General features: G+C 62.7%; 18 protein-coding genes and 1 tRNA gene. 7 read left to right on the top strand and 12 right to left on the bottom strand.

What is annotated here, in order from left to right; genetic code table 11:
* Positions 1–65: 65 nt before the first annotated feature.
* Entirely contained in the window at positions 66–362 is a 297-nt protein-coding gene (locus HT585_RS03440) for a YjiS-like domain-containing protein (protein WP_176351607.1), read from the bottom strand.
* A 210-nt stretch (positions 363–572) separates the two neighbouring features.
* On the opposite strand from HT585_RS03440, the gene HT585_RS03435 reads away from it, so the two are divergent.
* Complete coding sequence (locus tag HT585_RS03435; RefSeq protein ID WP_025426032.1) at positions 573–1,523, top strand: LysR substrate-binding domain-containing protein; 951 nt, start codon at positions 573–575, stop codon at positions 1,521–1,523.
* Positions 1,524–1,650: 127 nt separating this feature from the next.
* On the opposite strand, the gene HT585_RS03430 is transcribed toward HT585_RS03435, so the two are convergent.
* From HT585_RS03430 to HT585_RS03410, 5 genes are all read right to left on the bottom strand, one after another.
* Positions 1,651–2,526: a dienelactone hydrolase family protein gene (locus HT585_RS03430; protein ID WP_176351606.1), complete on the bottom strand. Its 876-nt coding sequence runs from the start codon at positions 2,524–2,526 to the stop codon at positions 1,651–1,653.
* Positions 2,527–2,667: 141 nt separating this feature from the next.
* Complete coding sequence (gene adhP / locus HT585_RS03425) at positions 2,668–3,696, bottom strand: alcohol dehydrogenase AdhP (RefSeq protein WP_176351605.1); 1,029 nt, start codon at positions 3,694–3,696, stop codon at positions 2,668–2,670.
* Between the two features lie 253 nt (positions 3,697–3,949).
* On the bottom strand, positions 3,950–4,366 hold the full coding sequence (locus HT585_RS03420) for an MAPEG family protein (RefSeq protein ID WP_176351604.1): 417 nt from the start codon (positions 4,364–4,366) through the stop codon (positions 3,950–3,952).
* Positions 4,367–4,472: 106 nt separating this feature from the next.
* The gene (gene guaB, locus HT585_RS03415) at positions 4,473–5,975 is read right to left on the bottom strand and encodes an IMP dehydrogenase (RefSeq protein WP_176351603.1); all 1,503 of its coding nucleotides are present in this window, start codon (positions 5,973–5,975) and stop codon (positions 4,473–4,475) included.
* A 193-nt stretch (positions 5,976–6,168) separates the two neighbouring features.
* Positions 6,169–7,161, bottom strand: coding sequence for an MBL fold metallo-hydrolase (locus HT585_RS03410; protein WP_176351602.1), 993 nt, complete (start codon positions 7,159–7,161; stop codon positions 6,169–6,171).
* A gap of 180 nt (positions 7,162–7,341) precedes the next feature.
* Here HT585_RS03410 and HT585_RS03405 point away from each other — a divergent pair, with 180 nt between their 5' ends.
* Complete coding sequence (locus tag HT585_RS03405) at positions 7,342–8,751, top strand: DHA2 family efflux MFS transporter permease subunit (RefSeq protein ID WP_176351601.1); 1,410 nt, start codon at positions 7,342–7,344, stop codon at positions 8,749–8,751.
* A gap of 24 nt (positions 8,752–8,775) precedes the next feature.
* On the opposite strand, the gene HT585_RS03400 is transcribed toward HT585_RS03405, so the two are convergent.
* The 3 genes from HT585_RS03400 to HT585_RS03390 all read right to left on the bottom strand — a co-directional run bounded on the left by HT585_RS03400 (position 8,776) and on the right by HT585_RS03390 (position 11,560).
* The gene (locus HT585_RS03400) at positions 8,776–9,159 is read right to left on the bottom strand and encodes a VOC family protein (protein ID WP_176351600.1); all 384 of its coding nucleotides are present in this window, start codon (positions 9,157–9,159) and stop codon (positions 8,776–8,778) included.
* 3 nt (positions 9,160–9,162) lie between these two features.
* On the bottom strand, positions 9,163–9,900 hold the full coding sequence (locus HT585_RS03395; protein WP_173419101.1) for an RlmE family RNA methyltransferase: 738 nt from the start codon (positions 9,898–9,900) through the stop codon (positions 9,163–9,165).
* 112 nt (positions 9,901–10,012) lie between these two features.
* Complete coding sequence (locus HT585_RS03390; protein WP_176351599.1) at positions 10,013–11,560, bottom strand: Ppx/GppA phosphatase family protein; 1,548 nt, start codon at positions 11,558–11,560, stop codon at positions 10,013–10,015.
* Between the two features lie 331 nt (positions 11,561–11,891).
* On the opposite strand from HT585_RS03390, the gene HT585_RS03385 reads away from it, so the two are divergent.
* Positions 11,892–11,965, top strand: a tRNA-Gln gene (locus HT585_RS03385).
* A 211-nt stretch (positions 11,966–12,176) separates the two neighbouring features.
* The gene (locus HT585_RS03380) at positions 12,177–13,016 is read left to right on the top strand and encodes a porin family protein (protein WP_176351598.1); all 840 of its coding nucleotides are present in this window, start codon (positions 12,177–12,179) and stop codon (positions 13,014–13,016) included.
* Between the two features lie 189 nt (positions 13,017–13,205).
* Here the strand turns inward: HT585_RS03380 and HT585_RS03375 are convergent, their stop codons facing one another.
* Positions 13,206–13,844, bottom strand: a complete 639-nt coding sequence (locus HT585_RS03375) for a class I SAM-dependent methyltransferase (protein WP_176351597.1) — start codon at positions 13,842–13,844, stop codon at positions 13,206–13,208.
* Between the two features lie 185 nt (positions 13,845–14,029).
* On the opposite strand from HT585_RS03375, the gene HT585_RS03370 reads away from it, so the two are divergent.
* Positions 14,030–14,212 carry a YegP family protein gene (locus HT585_RS03370; protein ID WP_176351596.1) on the top strand — a complete coding sequence of 61 codons (183 nt, stop codon included), beginning with the start codon at positions 14,030–14,032 and terminating at the stop codon, positions 14,210–14,212.
* 235 nt (positions 14,213–14,447) lie between these two features.
* Here the strand turns inward: HT585_RS03370 and HT585_RS03365 are convergent, their stop codons facing one another.
* Positions 14,448–15,587 (bottom strand): fumarylacetoacetate hydrolase family protein, encoded by a 1,140-nt coding sequence (locus HT585_RS03365; RefSeq protein WP_176351595.1) that lies wholly within the window; start codon positions 15,585–15,587, stop codon positions 14,448–14,450.
* Between the two features lie 254 nt (positions 15,588–15,841).
* On the opposite strand from HT585_RS03365, the gene HT585_RS03360 reads away from it, so the two are divergent.
* Positions 15,842–16,243, top strand: a complete 402-nt coding sequence (locus HT585_RS03360; protein WP_176351594.1) for a hypothetical protein — start codon at positions 15,842–15,844, stop codon at positions 16,241–16,243.
* Between the two features lie 182 nt (positions 16,244–16,425).
* Here the strand turns inward: HT585_RS03360 and HT585_RS03355 are convergent, their stop codons facing one another.
* A complete protein-coding gene (locus HT585_RS03355) occupies positions 16,426–17,052 on the bottom strand; it encodes a TetR/AcrR family transcriptional regulator (protein WP_176351593.1) in 627 nt (208 codons plus the stop codon).
* Positions 17,053–17,149: 97 nt separating this feature from the next.
* Here HT585_RS03355 and HT585_RS03350 point away from each other — a divergent pair, with 97 nt between their 5' ends.
* Positions 17,150–17,896 carry an SDR family NAD(P)-dependent oxidoreductase gene (locus tag HT585_RS03350; RefSeq protein WP_176352170.1) on the top strand — a complete coding sequence of 249 codons (747 nt, stop codon included), beginning with the start codon at positions 17,150–17,152 and terminating at the stop codon, positions 17,894–17,896.
* The last annotated feature ends 8 nt before the right edge of the window (positions 17,897–17,904 follow it).

Below are 17,904 nucleotides of genomic sequence, written 5' to 3'. Positions count from 1 at the left end.
GCGGCAGCTTGCGCGGATCATGCTCGATTGGCGCATCCCAAGCGGCGGGATGCGCCATGGGGAAATCAGTCGTGACGGATCCCCTTGTAGAAGAGGCTCACGCGGTTTCGCGACGCGCGCGTCAGATAGCTGCCGGGATTGTCGAAGAAGGGCGAGGTGATCGCCTCGCGGACATCTTCACGCCGCAGCCCCATATCGAGCAGATGACGGTCGTCCAGCTCATTCAGACGCGCGATTTCGCATCGGTTCCTAAACAGGCGCCATGCAGCCGTCATCACGCCGACAACGCCAGCGGCACGGGAGGCAGAGGACTGCTTTCCTGCAACGAGGTCGAGATCGAGGACGTGGTCGGTCGTGCGCATGACGGCGCTCCTTTTTTCAGGCACGAAGAGACCCGTCCCCTGCGCGAGGTCATACGCAGGGGTGGGCCAGCGAACTTGGGGTGAACCGGCACTTGTTGCCGGCCGGGGATCAATGAAATTTGCCCCTGATAGATCGCAAATCCTTATTGATCAGTCCAACGAATGTTTTTAATGATATTCATCAAACAATCTTATGGGTGTATCACGGCCATGTCCGCACCACTTGATATCGATCAGCTGCAGACCTTTGTCGCGATCGCCGACACGGGCAGCTTCACCAAGGCCGCCGACCGGGTTTTCAAGACACAGTCGGCCGTATCCATGCAGATGCGGCGCCTGGAGGAGCGCATCGGCAAGCCGTTGTTCATGAAGGACGGCCGCGGCAACCGGCTGACGGTCGAGGGCGATCGGCTGCTCAATTTCGCGCGCCGGATGATTCGCCTCAACAACGAGGCGATGGCCTCCTTCGACGACAATCGCCTGGAAGGCACGCTGCGCATCGGCACGCCGGATGACTACGCCGACCGCTACATGCCCGAGATCATCGTGCGGTTTGCCAAGACGCATCCGAACGTCGAGCTCTACATCATCTGCGAGCCGTCGGTCGACCTTGCGGAGAAGATGGCCAAGGGCGATCTCGACATCGCGCTGGTCACGCACAATCCGCGCGCCCGCGCCTCGGACGTGGTGCGCACCGAGCCGCTCTGTTGGGTCAGTTCAATCAACCATCCGCTGCCGGAAAACGCGCCGATCCCGCTTGCGGTCGGCCGACGCGACTGCCAGTGGCGCCAAGCGGCCTGTGCGGCACTCGACGCGACCGGCAAGGAATACCAGATCCTGTTTACCAGCTGGTCGTCGACCGTGGTCGCCGCTGCCGTGCTTGCCGGCATGGCGGTTTCAGTTCTGCCGGAATCAGCCCTTCGCCCAGGCATGAAGGTGCTGACGCTTGCTGATGGCTTCCCAGCGCTTGCGCCAGTACAGATCGGCATCATGAAGCGCCCGGGTCTTTCACCGTCGCTGTCGAACGCGATCACCAACCACATCACCGCCTGCCTCGACAACATCACGCCGATCACCGTCAACGATGACATCGATGGCGATATCAAGGGCTTTCCGCGCTATCCGCGCCTGCGACAAAGCCATATGCTGCCGGGCTGGTAGGCCCTCGGCGGACAAAAGAAGCGACCGCGCATCCGATGGCACGCGGCCTTTTTGTTGCGACGCTGAGATCGGGAGGCGGGAGAATTATCGTCCCCGTCGTTCCGAACCGATTGCTCGACTGCGCCACTCAGGCGAGCTTGGCCTTCAAAAACTCGACGGTTCGGCTCCAGGCGAGGTCGGCTGCAGCCTTGTCGTAGCGGGCGGCTGACGTATCGTTGTTGAAGGCGTGGTTGACGCCGTCATAGACATAGATCGTCGCGTCCTTGCCATTGTCCGTCAACGCCTTGCGATAGGCGTCGATACCCGCATTGATGCGCTCGTCAAGGCCGGCATAATGCAAGAGCAGCGCGGCCTTGATCTTCGGCACGTCCTCGGCCTTGGCCTGCGCGCCGTAATAGGCGACGCCAGCCTTGAGATCGGGTGAATTGACCGCAAGCCGATTGACCAACCCACCGCCCCAGCAAAAGCCGATGGCCCCGACCTTGCCGGTCGACTGCGCGTGCTGTTCGAGAAACGCAACGGTTGCCACGGCGTCCGCATTGGTTTCACCGGCATCGAGCGCACCGATCATCTCGCGCGCCTTGTCCTCATCAACAGGCGTGCCGCCGGATGGCGACAGGAAATCCGGCGCGAGCGCGATGAAACCTTCAAGCGCCATGCGGCGGGCGACATCGCGAATATGCGGATTGAGCCCGCGGTTCTCGTGGATGACGATGACGGCCGGCAGCTTTCCCGTCATGTTGGCCGGGCGGACCAGATAACCCTTCATGTCGCCATCGGCACCGGGATAGGAAATGTCCTCGCCGACGATGCGGTTGTCCGTATCGGCGACCACTTCAGCCTTGGCACTGCTGGCGGCAAGAAGCGGTGCGATGGTGGCGGCGGCCGCGGCCGAGCCGGCAAGTCCCGTCAGCGTCTCCATGAACCGGCGGCGATCCAGACTGAGGTGCGTGTACTCGTCATAAGCGTCGATCATTGCCTGCGTGATGACAGGTTTGTTCATGACGGCCTCCTTCGGTTTCTTTCCTCTGCGGCAGCCCAACGGACAACCGCCCGCGACAGAATAGGTCAGCGGGCGGCTCCGGATATACAAACTTGCGTTACCGCGCACGCGTGGCGAGACGCACGCTTGCCTACGGAGGGATCAGTTGTTGAGGTCCAGCACGATGCGGCCGTCGATCTTGCCTTCCTCCATACGCTGGAAGATGGCGTTGATGTTCTCGATCTTGTCCCAGGTGAAGTGGGACGCGACCTTGCCTTCGCCGGCAAACTCCAGCGATTCCTCCAGATCCTGCCGGGTTCCGACGATCGAGCCGCGAATGGTGATGCGCTTCAGCACCGTATCGAAGATCGGCACGCACATCTGGCCCGGCGGCAGGCCGACGAGCGCCATCGTTCCCTTGGAGCGCAGCATGTTGAAGGCCTGCTCCATCGCCTTCGGGGCCACCGCCGTCACCAGGGCGCCATGCACCCCTCCGGTCGCCTTCTGCACCTGCTCGACCGCATCCTTGTCGCGCGCGTCGACGACCAGATCGGCGCCAAGCTTTCTCGCCAGCGCCAGCTTGTCGGGGAAGATATCGACAGCGGCGACGTGCATGCCCATGGCCTTGGCATATTGAACAGCCATGTGCCCCAGGCCGCCGATGCCGGAGATCAGGGCCCATTCGCCGGGCCGCACTTCGGTTTCCTTCAAGCCCTTGTAGACCGTGACGCCGGCGCAGAGGATGGGAGCAGCCGGCCCGAATTCAAGCTTGTCCGGCAGGCGGCCGACGAAATCAGGATCGGCGAGGCCATACTCGGCAAAGGTGCCGTTGACGGAATAGCCGGTGTTCTGCTGGCTTCCGCAAAGGGTTTCCCATCCGGTCCGGCATGGCGTGCAGCCACCGCAGGCGGTGTGCAGCCACGGCACGCCGACGCGATCGCCCTCCTTCAGCCGCGTGACGCCGGAGCCGAGCTTGGCGACATAGCCGACGCCCTCGTGGCCCGGGATGAACGGCGGGTTGGGTTTGACCGGCCAATCGCCGTTCACCGCGTGCAGATCGGTGTGGCAGACGCCGGTCGCCTGAAACTTGATCAGCACCTGGCCGGGGCCGGGCTCCGGTATCGGCATTTCCTCGATCACGAGCGGCTTGCGGAATTCCCGCACCACGGCGGCTTTCATCGTTGCGGTCATATCGATCTCCGATGCTGTCTGTTCGACGTCGGCGCAGAGGCCCATCACCAGGCGCGCCAGGCGCTTGTGACAGAGCTACGCTAACAACGACCAGACTATCCGCAAAGTAGTGACGGGCACTTGATGCGCATCAAGGCGCGAAGTTCATCTTCGAAAGTGTCTCAGATTTGCGCCTGTCGTATTGGACCGGCGCAGATGCCCAAAGGGCTCCGCTTCTCATGACATGCGCGAGGGGTGGGAACCCGTCAAGGTGTCAGCTGTTCGCCATCCAGACGGAAAGCCAGATCCACATGCCGCCGAGCGTCGCCACGCCGACGATGAACAGCGGTCGGCGGTAGCGGATACGGTTGCTGGTGACATGCACGAAGGCATGCAGGTAGCGCGAGGCGATGAACAGCCAGGCGAGCACCAGCGAGACGATGTTATCCGCCTCGGTGATGTAGAGCAGCACGCAGCAGATGTGGAACAGCACCGGCAGCTCGAACTGGTTGGCGATGCTGTTGCGAACGACCAGGCTTTCGGTGGGCTCGTCGCGGTTCTCGCGAAACTGCGAGACCTGCGCCTTGCCTGCCTTCACCAGGCCGACACGGCGGAACGACAGAAGGGCGTAGAGGACGAAGACGAGCAGCACATGCGCCACCATCGGCCAGAAGATCTCAAAGCCCGTCATCGCTCTTACTCCACTCGAAACAACCAACTCAGGAAAAAGCAGGGGCACTGGGCGGCGCCGCATATGAGGAAAAACGGGGGCGCGGATGGCGCCCCCGAGCAGAAGCTTAGTGCGAGCCCGGATAGTTCGGGCTTTCGCGCGTGATCGTGACGTCATGCGCGTGGCTCTCGCGAAGGCCAGCGCCGGAGATGCGCACGAAGGTGGCGCGCTCCTGATAGTCCTTGATCGTGGCACCGCCAACATAGCCCATCGAGGCCTTCAGGCCGCCGGCGAGCTGATGCAGGACGCCGGAGACCGGACCCTTGTAAGGCACCTGGCCTTCGATGCCTTCCGGAACGAGCTTCAGCGTATCGCGAACCTCGGCCTGGAAGTAGCGGTCGGCCGAGCCACGCGCCATCGCGCCGACGGAACCCATGCCGCGATAGGCCTTGAACGAGCGGCCCTGGTAGAGGAACACTTCGCCCGGGCTTTCGTCGGTACCGGCAAGCAGCGAGCCGACCATGACGGCGGAAGCACCGGCGGCGATCGCCTTGGCAAGGTCGCCCGAGAACTTGATGCCGCCGTCGGCAATGACCGGAATGTCCGCCGCCTGGGCAGCCTCAACGGCCGACATGATGGCGGCCAGCTGCGGCACGCCCACACCGGCGACGATGCGCGTGGTACAGATCGAGCCCGGGCCGATACCGACCTTGACCGCGTCTGCGCCGGCGTCGATCAAAGCCTTGGTGCCGTCAGCGGTGGCGACATTGCCGGCCATGATGCGAACCGAGTTCGACAGCGTCTTGACGCGGGTGACCGCATCGAGAACGCGCTGCGAGTGGCCGTGCGCCGTATCGACAACGATGAGGTCGACGCCGGCGTCGATCAGACGCTCGGCACGCTCGAAGCCGTCATCGCCGACCGAGATGGCGGCGGCGGCGCGAAGACGACCCTGCGCATCCTTGGAGGCGTTCGGGTTCAGCTGCGACTTCTCGATGTCCTTGACGGTGATGAGGCCGACGCAACGGCCGTCGCCGTCGACGACCAGCAGCTTTTCGATGCGGTGCATGTGCAAGAGGCGCTTGGCTTCCTGCTGGTCGACGCTTTCCTTGACGGTGATGAGGTTTTCACGCGTCATCAATTCGTAGATCTTCTGGTTCGGATCGGAGGCGAAGCGCACGTCGCGGTTGGTCAAGATGCCGACCAGACGGCCCTGCTTCTGGCCGCCATTGCCGCCGTTCTCGACGACCGGAATGCCGGAAATGCCATGGATCTTCATCAGGCCGAGAGCATCTGCCAGCGTGCCATCGGGACCGATGGTCACCGGATTGACGACCATGCCGCTTTCGAACTTCTTGACCTGTCGGACCTCTTCAGCCTGTTCGACCGGCGTCAGGTTGCGGTGGATGACGCCAATGCCGCCGGCCTGTGCCATGGCAATCGCCAGGCGACCTTCGGTCACCGTATCCATGGCCGAGGAGAGGATCGGGAGGTTGAGGTCGATATCCTGGGCGATGCGGGTCGAGATATTCGTCTGTCCCGGCATGACTTCGGAATGCCCGGGCTGGAGCAGAACGTCGTCGAAGGTCAGAGCCTCCAGACCGGTTGCCGTTTCGATGATACGCGCCATGGCCAATTCCCTTCAATAACGAAAATCCCCGGGAAACGGGCTGCGATTTGCCCACCGGGTGACTTCAAAGCTTGTCTTGGAAGTTGGCGAGGGCTCGTAACACGGATATGTCAGGATGAAAATAGCAAAGCCCGGGAAATGTCCCGGGCCACACCCATTGTTGTTGCAGAGCAACATTTTGGCCGTCGAAAGCTCAGATATCGAGCTGATAGCTTGCCGGCACGAAGCGAAATCCCTGGTCCTTCGCCTCGACGAAACCGACGGCGGGAAACGGCATGTGATAGCCGATGAACGGCAGCCGTTCGCTCGCGATCATGTCGAAAACCTTGCGGCGGGTGGTAGCGGCAGCCGCCTTGTCCATGTCGAAACGCACCTCCCAGTCCGGCCGCTGCAGCGACAGGACATAATGATTGGCGGTATCGGCCGTCAGCATCATCGCCTTGCCAGCCGATTCCAGACGAAACACCATGTGGCCGGGCGAATGGCCGAAGGCGGCGATCGCCGAAATACCTGGAGCAACCTCCGCGCCGTCACCGATGAACGTGGCCTTTTCGGCCAGCGGCACCACTTTTTCGAGGACGCCCTTGTGACCGCCTTCTGCCGGCGTTCCGACCCGGGCCGGATCCTTCCAGAAGGCATATTCGGCTTCGCCGATGATATAGCGCGCATTGGCAAACGCCGGCTTGCCGCCTTCCATCAGCCCGCCAATGTGGTCGCCGTGCATATGGGTGAGCACGACGGTCGACACGCCCTCGGGCGTGTAGCCGGCGGCCCGGATACCGTCCATGAGACGACCGGAACCCGCTTCGCGTCCCCCCTCACCTAGTCCGGTGTCGAACAGGATAACCTCTGTCCCGGTATCGACAAGAACAGGCGAATAGCTGTTGACCAGTGTATCGGTCGGCAGAAAATTCTGCGCCAGCAGTTCAGCCACCGCCTCTTCCGGCTGGTCGGTGCCATAGGTCTCGTGCGGCTTGGCAGAAGCGCGCGTGCCGTCGCAGATCGCCACGACCTTGAACGCGCCGAGTTTGAGCGCCCGGATGGGCGGCTGTGCTTGCTGCATGTTCTGATTGTCCGTCTTTTCCTGGGCCACTGCGAACCCGGTCATGATTGAGGGCGCCGCCAATACACCCATTGTGCCCGCCGTCATCAAGGTGCGGCGCTTCATTGACATGTCGTTCGTCATCATTTTCTCCCGAAATCGCAGCTACGTTCCATCACCCGGCCAGAACTAGCGTCTTGACAGCAATAGACAGGCGGGACCACAGGCATTTGATCTGCAATCGTCGGTTTGGTCCCGACAAAGCCATCGGAAGCGCTAGCTTGGAGCCCAAGCTGACGCCGCCCACTCCCAAGGCACTTTCGCATGAACCGTATCGTCCCGATGATCCTTGCCGTCGCGCTCTTCATGGAGCAGATGGATTCCACCGTCATTTCCACGTCGCTGCCGGCCATTGCCCGCGACATCGGCGTCGGGCCGATCACACTCAAACTGGCGCTCACCGCCTACATGGTGTCGCTGGCGATCTTCATTCCCTTGAGCGGCTGGATGGCCGATCGCTTCGGTGCCAAGAAAATCTTTCGCGCGGCGATCCTCGTCTTCATTGCCGGTTCGATCCTCTGCGCCATCTCCAACAGCCTGCTCGCCTTCGTGTTGTCGCGGTTCCTCCAGGGCATGGGCGGCGCAATGATGACGCCTGTCGCCCGCCTGGTGCTGGTGCGCAGCGCGCCGCGCAGCGAGCTCGTTTCGGCGATGGCGCTCTTGACCATCCCTGCACTCGTCGGGCCGCTTGCCGGCCCGCCGCTCGGCGGCTTCATCACCACCTATTTCTCTTGGCACTGGATCTTCCTGATCAACGTGCCTGTCGGTATCGCCGGCTACATCCTCTCCGGCATCTACCTGCCCCACATGGAACCGCGCAATCCGCCGCCGGTCGACATTGTCGGCTTCCTGCTCGGCGGCATCGCCGCATCCGGCGTCGTCTTCGGCCTCTCGGTCATCAGCCTGCCGGCACTGCCGCCGATCATCGGCATCGGCTCGGTCGTAACGGGCGTGATCGCCAGCCTGCTCTACATCGCCCATGCCAGGCGCCATCCCCACCCGATCCTCGACCTCAAGCTCTTCCAGGACAGCGCCTTTCGCGCCGCCCAGATCGGCGGCACGGTGTTCCGCATTTCCGTCGGCGCCGTGCCCTTCCTGATGCCGCTGATGCTGCAGGTCGGCTTCGGCCTCAACCCGTTCCAATCCGGCATGATCACCTTCATCGGCGCCGTCGGCGCGATCACCACGAAGTTCTATGCGCGCCGCGTTCTCGCCTTTGCCGGCTTCCGAACGACGCTGATCATCGCCGCCATCATCGCGGCCGTCACCACCTTTGCCAACGGCTTCTTCACGCCGGCAACCCCTTATCTCGTCATGATCACGATCCTGCTGATCGCCGGCTTTGCCCGCTCGTTCTTCTTCACCAGCGTCAACGCGCTGTCCTTTGCCGATATCGACGACGCCGATGCCAGCAAGGCGACGTCGATGAGCGCCGTCCTGCAGCAGATCAGCCTGGCGCTCGGCGTTGCCGTTGCCGGCGCGATCCTCGAAATCGAGACGTCGCTCAGCGGCGGACCGCTGCAGCTCGACAACTTCCACACCGCCTTCATGATCATTGCGATCGCCAACCTTCTGGCGGCAATCCCGTTCCTGACGATGGCGAAGAATGCCGGCGCCTCGGTCTCGGGACACAGGCTGCCCGTGCGCGAGATCGAAACGTCGGCAGGAAAGTAAAAGCGGGGCGGGTTGGTCTAAGGGCTATTCGGGGCGCTCGCAGACCGCCGACAGCTTGTTGCCGTCGAGATCGCGGACCCAGGCGCCGTAGAAATGGGCGTGGAACGGCCGCAGGCCCGGCGCTCCCTCGTCGATGCCGCCCTGTGAGAGCGCTGCCGCGTGGAAGGCGTCGACCGCCCCGCGCGTTTCCGCCACGAGCGCGATCGTCACACCGTTGCCAAAGGTTGCCGGCTTACCATTGAACGGCGTCACCACCCAGAACCGGCACCTGACATCACCATCGGCACCGTAGCCGATTTCCGTCTCGTCCTGCCGCTGACGACGGTATCCGAGCGTCGCCAGAACCGGGTCGTAAAACGCGCCCGCGCCGTCTAGATCGTTGGTGCCGACCGTCACGTAGAGCAGCATGGCTCAGTCCGCCGCCTCGTCTTCTGCGGGCTCATCGGCGTCGGTCGCACGGCGCCCCTTGAAGCCCTTGGCAAGCAGGAACATTTCCACCGATTCGGCGCGCGAAGACGCAGGCTTGATGTGAATGACCTGACGGAAGTTCTGCTTGAGCATGTTGAGCAGGTCGCGCTCGGTGCCGCCCTGGAAGGTTTTCGCCAGGAAATGCCCGCCCTCGGCCAGAACGTCGACGGCGAAATGCGCCGCGACCTCGCAGAGATGCATGGTGCGAAAATGATCCGTCTGGCGATGCCCCGTCGTCGGCGCCGCCATGTCGGAGATCACAAGATCCGGCGTACCGCCGATCGCTTCCATCAGCTTTTCAGGCGCTTGCGGGTCGAGAAAATCCATCTGCAGGATGCGCACGCCGGGCAGCGGATCCATCTCCAGGAAGTCGATCGCGGCCACACGCGGGTCGCCATCGGTCGAGTTGGTCACCTTGGCGGCGATTTGCGACCAGCTGCCGGGGGCGGCCCCCAGGTCGATGATGCGGCGGGCGCCATTGAGGATCTTGTGCTTCTCGTCGATCTCCAGAAGCTTGAAGGCGGCGCGCGCGCGGTAGCCTTCGAGCTGGGCGCGCTGGACGTAAGGGTCGTTGATGTGGCGCTCGATCCAGCGACGGGACGACGCCTTGAGCTTGCCCTTCTTGACCTTCTGGCCAAGCTTTCGGCCGCTGCGGTTGCCGCCAACAGGAGGTTTCGTCATATGTTTTATCCTTCGTGGCGGCGACGGTCGCGCATCGCTTCGGACGCGCCGGGCCTGCCGTATCTGCAGATGTTATCGCACAATTGCCTAAATCGATTTCCGATTGAAGGAATTATGTGGTCGAGCTGCGCTGATGCCTGCGCGGCCGCGAGCGACGCCAGGCGCCATCGTCGGCCATCATGTCGGTGAGCAAGCCTTCCCGCAGCCCGCGATCGGCAACGCGCATGCGTGTCGAGGGCCAGCGGCGGCGGATCGCTTCGAGGATCGCGCAACCGGCCAGCACCAGATCGGCGCGATCGGGGCCGATACAGGGGTTTGCCGCCCGCGCATCAAAATCCCATGAAAGGAGCCGCGCCTGCATGGCGGAGACCTCGTCATCGGACAGCCAGAGCCCGTCGACGCGACGGCGGTCATAGCGCGGCAGATCCAGGTGAACGCCGGCCAGCGTCGTCACCGTGCCCGAGGTGCCGATCAGATGGAAGCCGCTGCCGGCAATGCCGGTTGCCAGCGCCTCGACCGGCGGACTGTCGAAACGCGACAGCATGCCCTCGACTTCCTGAACCATGGCTTCGAAGCTTGCAGGCGTCACATGCTGGCCGCCGTGGCGCTCGGAAAGGGTCACGACGCCGACGGGCAGCGAAGTCCAATGGGTGATGTGGTTGGCGAGCCGGTTGGACCTGTTGTCGCCGATGCGGATGACGGCGATCTCCGAGGAGCCACCGCCGATATCGAAGAGAACAACGGAGCGCGTCTCGCGATCGACCAGCGACGAGCAGCCGGACACAGCAAGCCGCGCCTCCGTCTCGCGGTTGATGATCTCCAGCTCGAGCCCCGTTTCCTTGGCGACGCGCTCAAGGAAGCTCTCGCCGTTTTCGGCCGCACGCGCGGCCTCGGTTGCGATCAACCGGCTGCGGCGAATGAGACGCCCGCCCAGCTTGGTGGCGCAGACCTTCAGCGCCTCGACGGCGCGGTCCATCGCGTCATCGGACAACCGGCCGCTGGCGCCCAGTCCCTCACCAAGCCTGACGATGCGCGAGAAGGCGTCGACCACCCGGAACTGGCCGGGACGGGTCGGCTGCGCAATCAGCAGACGGCAATTGTTGGTGCCGAGATCCAGTGCCGCATAAAGCGGCGCCGGCGGCTCGCTGGCGGCAACGAAGGGTGCGCGAGGCTGGTCGGAACGCGACGGCGCTTGTCCGCCAGGCTGAGGCGCAGCGGGCCTGGATACGGCCGCCCCGTCATTGGGGCGCGACTGCGCCTGCTGCCGCTCGCCCGAGGTGAGTGGCCGCCCCTGAATGCCACGACGATGCCGTGCCTTCTTGCTGCGCTTGTGCCCTTTCCTGTCGCCCATTGCCGGGTCGACAAGCTGCACATCGCGGCTACCCGCAGATGCGGGTGCAGCCTGAGCCTGCTGTTTTGCGGATTTCGAACGACGACGCCGTTTGCGCTTGCGCGCCGGTTCCGCATCGTCTGGTCCTGCGGGACGCCCTGCCATGCCGGCACCGCCGGGTTGGCTGGCAATTGCAGACGGCGAAGCAGACGACTTGCGCCGTTTCCGCTTGCCCTTGCCGTTGCGCGGAACCATCTTGTGTCCATCGCTACGGCCTGCTGCCGACGCCCCGGATTCGGACGGCTTTTCGCCGTGATCGGGGTCTTTCACTTGTCTCAACCATCGCGCCGCGCAAAGCCTTATCGGCCGCTCAAGGCGCTTTCTCGATTTTTCGTTGGGGCGACTGTACCAGCGCCGCCCCCATTCGCCAAACTTTTTTTGAGAAACGGCTTGTGCACAACAATTCGGACGAGCGGCCGGTCCGGCCTATCCCCCCCGCAAACAAGGCAAGTTCAGCGCCAAGCCGTCCCGTTCCCTCCACCGCCGCGAGACAATCTTCGCTTCATGCGCGATTTTTTTTTGCAAAAGGTATTTGCATCGGCCGCTGATTTGTTTATAAGCCCGCCAACCAACCCGACGGGCTTCGCCCCGACGGCGGCTTTGGGGAATAGGTTAACGGTAGACCCACGGACTCTGACTCCGTTAGTCCTGGTTCGAATCCAGGTTCCCCAGCCAACTTCTTCGAAAAACAAATTCAGTAACATGGTCGTCTCGGCAAGTGTGTCTTTCGCGCGCACTGCGCTGCCGCCTTGAGCGCTTTTTTTTCAAAAAGACACCACCGCGTACGCTGCCTTAACATCTGACGCCCTTGCAAACTCGATGCGCCTTCAGATTGCATTAACGATGTTTGCTTACTCTTCGGTAGGGTTCTCAGCGGGGTGGGCAGATGTTTCGGGCGAACAGCTTTCTTGTTTTTCTTTTGTCGAGCGCACCGCTCGCGGCGGCCGCCGATATTGACGGGCCGCTGGTCGGGACGGGCGACTACTATGAGGCGCCGGTCGAACAACCGTCTCTTGGCGTCACGGGATACATCGAAGGCGCCTATGGAAGTGTCGTCGATTCTCCCGGCGATATCGATGCCGACGCATGGGCGCTGCGGGGCGCCGTCAACTTCGACGCGGGCGGCGGCTTCAATCTCCAGACGGATCTCGGCTACACCAGCGCCTCGATCGAGGACGCCAACACGAATAGCTACAGCGGCACCCTGCACGGCTACTACCGCGACAGTGCCTATGCCGTCGGCGCGTTCGTTCAGGCGGCGCGTCTCGATGCAGGGTTCGACAGCCACATCAACGACTATATGGGCGGCATCGAAGGCGCTTATTTCCAGGATACGTGGACCATTCACGGCGCGGCCGGCTACGGCCAGGCGCGGTGGGAAGGTTTGGACGCCGATCATTACATGGTCGCGCTCGGCGCCCGCGTCTATGCGACCGACCATATACGTTTCGATCTCGACGGCGCGCTCGACCGCATCACCGACAGCGGCATCGACTACGACATCAGTAGTCTGAAGCTGACGGCCAACTATCGCCCTGCATACTTCCCGGTCACCCTGTTCGGCGGCTACAAATACGCCAACGAGGAGGTTTCCGGTTTCGGCTCTTCGGTGTCGGGAGACACGGGCACCATCTTCGGTGGCCTGCGGTTCTCCTATGGGACGAACAGCATCAAGGAAGAAGAGCGCCTGGGGCCGATCTGGTCGAACAACAGCCGGTCATTCTGACCGCAGCGCATTTCGGTCTGTGGCAACGGCTTCGGCGTCCATCAAGGGCGTCGCATGGCGATGATTTTTGACTGAGCCAGGCTTGCCACCAAGGCCGGGGCACCATCATCTGGAAGATGCTTGGCAAGCCCCGGGGCCGCAGGCTCCGGCGCGACAACCCCTGCGAACGCGACCGCCTCTAACCTTCGATCATCGTTTGTGCGCCACGATGTAGGGGCGATTGTCATTGCCCCTGGTTGCGTGGCCTTCCGTTGCAACGACGTCGAAGCCCGCAGCACGGATGCTCCGGCACAGGTCCGCAGCCCGAAAGATGCCGGCATAGGGCGCCTTGCCGAGCGCGCGCATCGCGGGCAGCAGGGCATGCCGGATAAGCGGATTCATATCCCCGACGCAAGGTGTCTTGGAGATGAACCGGCCGTTCCTTGCAAGCAGGGCGTGGATGCGGCCGAGCGTGCCGGGCAGGTCGCGCACCAGGTGCAGATAGTTGAACCCCATGACGACATCGAACTGCATGTCGGCGGGTGACAGCATATCGGCGGTCGCGTTGCAAAAGCTCAAGCCCGCGACGGGGTCGGCGGCACGTTTTTCCTCGGCAATCGCAATCATTCCGGTCGAAATATCCGTCGCGACATAGCTGAGCACGTGGCCAGCCAGCCGGAGCGCCGTGGTTCCTGTGCCGCAACCCAATTCCAGAACCCTGTCGCTTGATCTCAACAGAGCGCGAGTTCGCTCTAACGTGCGCTCATATCCGGCCTGGTCGACAATCTTGCCGGCTGCATACCTCCGTGACGTCCGGTCCCAGAAGCGGGCATCGGTCTGCGTGCTCATGGCGGGTTCTGCCTTTCCGATGCGGAGTTGGTCGGTGCGTGGAAATTGCTCAACCAGCCATGGGCATATCAAGACCACGTGAAGCGGATGTGTAGATTTGAATGAAAGCGCCGACATCTTGTCAACGCCGCTTGCAACTGCCACGCTAGTCCTTGCGTGATTCACCGTTACATATGGGAGGGCACATGGCTCATAAGTTCGAGATCTACAAAGACAAGGCTGGCGAATACCGGGTTCGCTTCAAGTACAACAGCGAAGTGATGTTTTCGACCGAAGGCTACGCAAGCAAGGCCAGCGCTCAAAACGCCATCGATTCGATCAAGAAGAACGGACCGGACGCACCTGTTGAAGACAACAGCCAGGCCTGAAGCCCGTCGCGATCTTTCGGATTCGCTTGGCGCGCTTTAAGCTCTTGTTCCTGCGCATATCGTTATCGCAAAACCGCGGCGCGCTTTTGCGCGGCATGATTTAAACCGTACAGTCACATGAAGGCCCCGCCGATGAAGATTGGCGGGGCCTTTCGTCGTCCAAGCCGTCGACGTGGCCAAACACCTGATCCGGGCGCCGATTTCAGGCTGGATGGGCAAGCAGCGGTGAGCGATGCTAAAGCAGGCCGCGCCTGGCGAGGTTGCGCATCAGCGCGGCCGTGCCGAAGGTCCAGGGCGGACACTCCGTCGACAGGCGCACAGTGTTCGTCAGGCTGCCGAGTTCGGCGTTTGAAATCGTCACTCGGTCGCCGATCTTGTGGGTAAAACCCTGGCCCTTCTCGTCGCGGTCTTCGACCGGCGCAAACAGGGTGCCCATGAACAGCATCAGTCCGTCGGGATATTGATGATGCGGCCCTATGGTCTGGGCGACGAGGTCGAGAGGATCGCGACTGATCTCCGCCATGCTGCTCGTTCCCTTCAGGCGGTAGCCATCGGCCCCCTCGACCAGCAGTCCGAGTTCGGCCCTGCGCACATGGTCGATCGTATAGGTCTCGTCGAACAGGCGGATGAAAGGCCCGATGGCGCAGGAGGCGTTGTTGTCCTTCGCCTTGCCGAGCAGCAGAGCGGACCGGCCCTCGACGTCGCGCAGATTGACATCGTTGCCGAGCGTCGCGCCCTTGACGGCGCCATCTGAAGCGACGGCCAGCACAATTTCCGGCTCCGGATTGTTCCAGCGCGAGATTGGATGGAGCCCGACCTCCGCCCCTGAGCCGACCGAAGACAACACTTGCGCCTTGGTAAAAACCTCCGCATCCGGACCGATGCCAACCTCGAGATATTGCGACCACACGCCCTCCTCGATCAGCGCCGCCTTGACGCGGGCAGCCTCGGGCGAACCGGCCTTCAGGTTTCGCAGGCTGTCGCCGATGACAGCAGTGACGCGTGCGCGGATCGCCTCGGCGCGTGCGGCATCGCCAGCGGCCCGCTCCTCGATGACCCGCTCGATCATCGAGCGTGCAAAGGTGACGCCGCAGGCCTTCACCGCCTGGAGATCGCAGGGGGCAAGCAGCCGATTTCTCGAGCCGTCGCCCTCGCCCGCGAGCAGATCCGTCACCGACGCAAGCCGTTCACCATCCCGCTCATGGATATGGGCGACGGGGTCTGGAAGCTCCAACAGATCGCGCATGGTGGGCGCCGGTTTCGAGGTGATGTCGACAATCGCGCCATCCCTGATGGTCACCAGCCCCGGCCCATCGATATCAGATCGCCAGACACGCCCGACAAAGGTTCCGCTTCGGTATGCCTCAAGCGTCATGATCGCCCTCCCCTAAAGAGACGACTTTCTTGCAGCGAAAACAGCGGCCTGTAAAGCGCATGCGATCCGGGCGGTTGTACCCGATGGAACATTGCAAGTTTTCGCGCGTTTTTATGGCAGAACGCGTCCAGTCGAGCATGCCAGGTTCGCAACGACAGTTTGCAGCCGCACAATCCGGTCCCCGGTCTTTGCCGAGGCCGTTCCGGCCAGACAATACCCATCGCCGGAGGACGCCCAGAAAGGATGTAAACGCGATGAATCAACATGAAGAGTTCAAGGAAAAGCCGCTCATCGACCCGGTGACAGGTCAGCCGACACCGCTGCCAAACGATCCCGCGCCGGTCCGCTCCGGGCGGAGCAGTTGGCCGCTCGTGATCATCCTGCTTGCCGGCCTCGTGATCGCTTTGATCGCCTGGCTACCAGCGGAACTGTCGCGCGATACGACCGATACGGCGACGCCACCGGCCACGGCTGACCAGTCGACAACTGGCCAGACGGTGACCCCGCCAGCAACGGATACGACGACCACGCCACCGGCCGATACGACCACCGCACCGTCAGGCGGAACGATGACCGCTCCGGAATCAACGCCGCAGCAGGGTACGACGCCGCCGGCAACGGATGGCACGGCAACGCAGCCGGCACCGGCGCAGTAACGGTTCTTTCGCCACGCTTTGCCTTCGCCGGAAGTAGTCCTTCCGGCGAAGGTTTCATATGGCGTCGTTCACCATGACGTGAGGCTTCGATTTGGCCCTGCGAAGCACCAAATATGCCGGACGCGACCTGAAAGTTGCGCTGGTTGATGCGACGCCGGCCGAGGCTTCGCCGTAGCCAAATGTCAGAATTGAGCTTTCGTCGTTACGCCCGCAACCATCGCGTCCCATCCCGCCGCACAACAGTCGGCGATTGCCATGAGGGTCTGGCGCGATGCCCCGTCGCGCGCGTGGATCGACATTCCGTGCTGGATCGACGTTACATAGGCCGCAATCGCATCGCAATCGGTTCCCTCGGGAAGATCGCCGTCCGCCACCCCCCGTTCAAGCCGGCTCTGCAAGGCCACCTGTTTTTCCAGCCGACGTGCCTTCAGGCCATCGCAAACGGCCGTGTCGCCCCCTTCCATCTGCGGGGCCGAAAGCACGACCATGCAGCCGCGCGGTTCTGCCCATTGGGTAAAATTCTCGGCCGACCGCTTCAAGAGGTCGTGGACCGCTTCCCTTGCAGTCGGCGCATCGTCGAGAAACTCCCAGATGCCGGCGCCGTCGGTGCGGCCATAGAGATCGACAGCCTCCAGGAAAAGTTTCGCCTTGCTGCCGAAGGCGGCGTACAGGCTCGGCGGGTTGAGCCCCATCACCCGTGTCAGGTCGGCAAGCGACGTGTTGTCGAAACCCTTGTCCCAGAAGATTTCCATGGCACTTCTCAGCGCTTCATCGCGCGAGAAGGTGCGGGGTCGGCCACGGCTGGACATCGCCTGAACTCCATTTTGTATCGGTCAATACATAAATTACTTGACAGGATGAAGCAAGTCGCCATCTTTATATGTATCGATCACTACAAATATGGAGTTGGACGTGTCGAACTTGAAGGACAGGATAGCGTTGGTGACAGGCGGCGCGCGCGGCATTGGTGCGGCGATCGCCAGGCGGCTGGCAAGCGAGGGCGCCATCGTCGCCATCACCTACGGCCAGTCACAGGCCAAGGCCGATGCACTGGTTGCCGAAATCGAGCAGGCGGGCGGCAAGGCGCTCGCCATTCGTGCCGACAACCGCGATGGGGAGGCGGTGGGAGCCGCCGTCAAGGCGGTCGTCGAGCGGTACGGACGCATCGACATTCTCGTCAACAATGCCGGCATTTATGAAGCGACCGCCATCACGGAGGTAACGGCGGACGATTTCGATCGCACGGTCGATATCAACGTGAAGGCGGTGGTGCTGGCAACGAGCGCTGCCGCAAGGCACATGCCGGATGGCGGACGCATCATTTCGGTCGGCAGCAATCTGGCCCAGCGCGTCCCCTTTCCAGGCATCAGCCTCTATGCGCTCAGCAAGTCTGCGCTTGTCGGCTTTACCAAGGCGGTCGCGCGCGACCTCGGGCCGAAAAGCATCACCGTCAATATCGTCCATCCCGGCTCGACCAACACCGACATGAACCCGCAGGATGGCGCGCATGCAGATCCACAACGCGACCTGATGGCAATCCCTCGGTTCAACGATGCCAGCGAAGTGGCGGGTCTTGTCGCCTGGCTCGCAGGACCGGACGCGAGGGGCGTAACCGGCACCGAATTCACCATCGACGGCGGCACCAACGCCTAGGCAGCATC

It is taken from the genome of Ensifer oleiphilus (assembly GCF_013371465.1).
Lineage (GTDB): Bacteria > Pseudomonadota > Alphaproteobacteria > Rhizobiales > Rhizobiaceae > Ensifer > Ensifer oleiphilus.
Note: the sequence above shows the minus strand (reverse complement) of the source record. Positions and strands in the feature narration are given on the sequence as shown.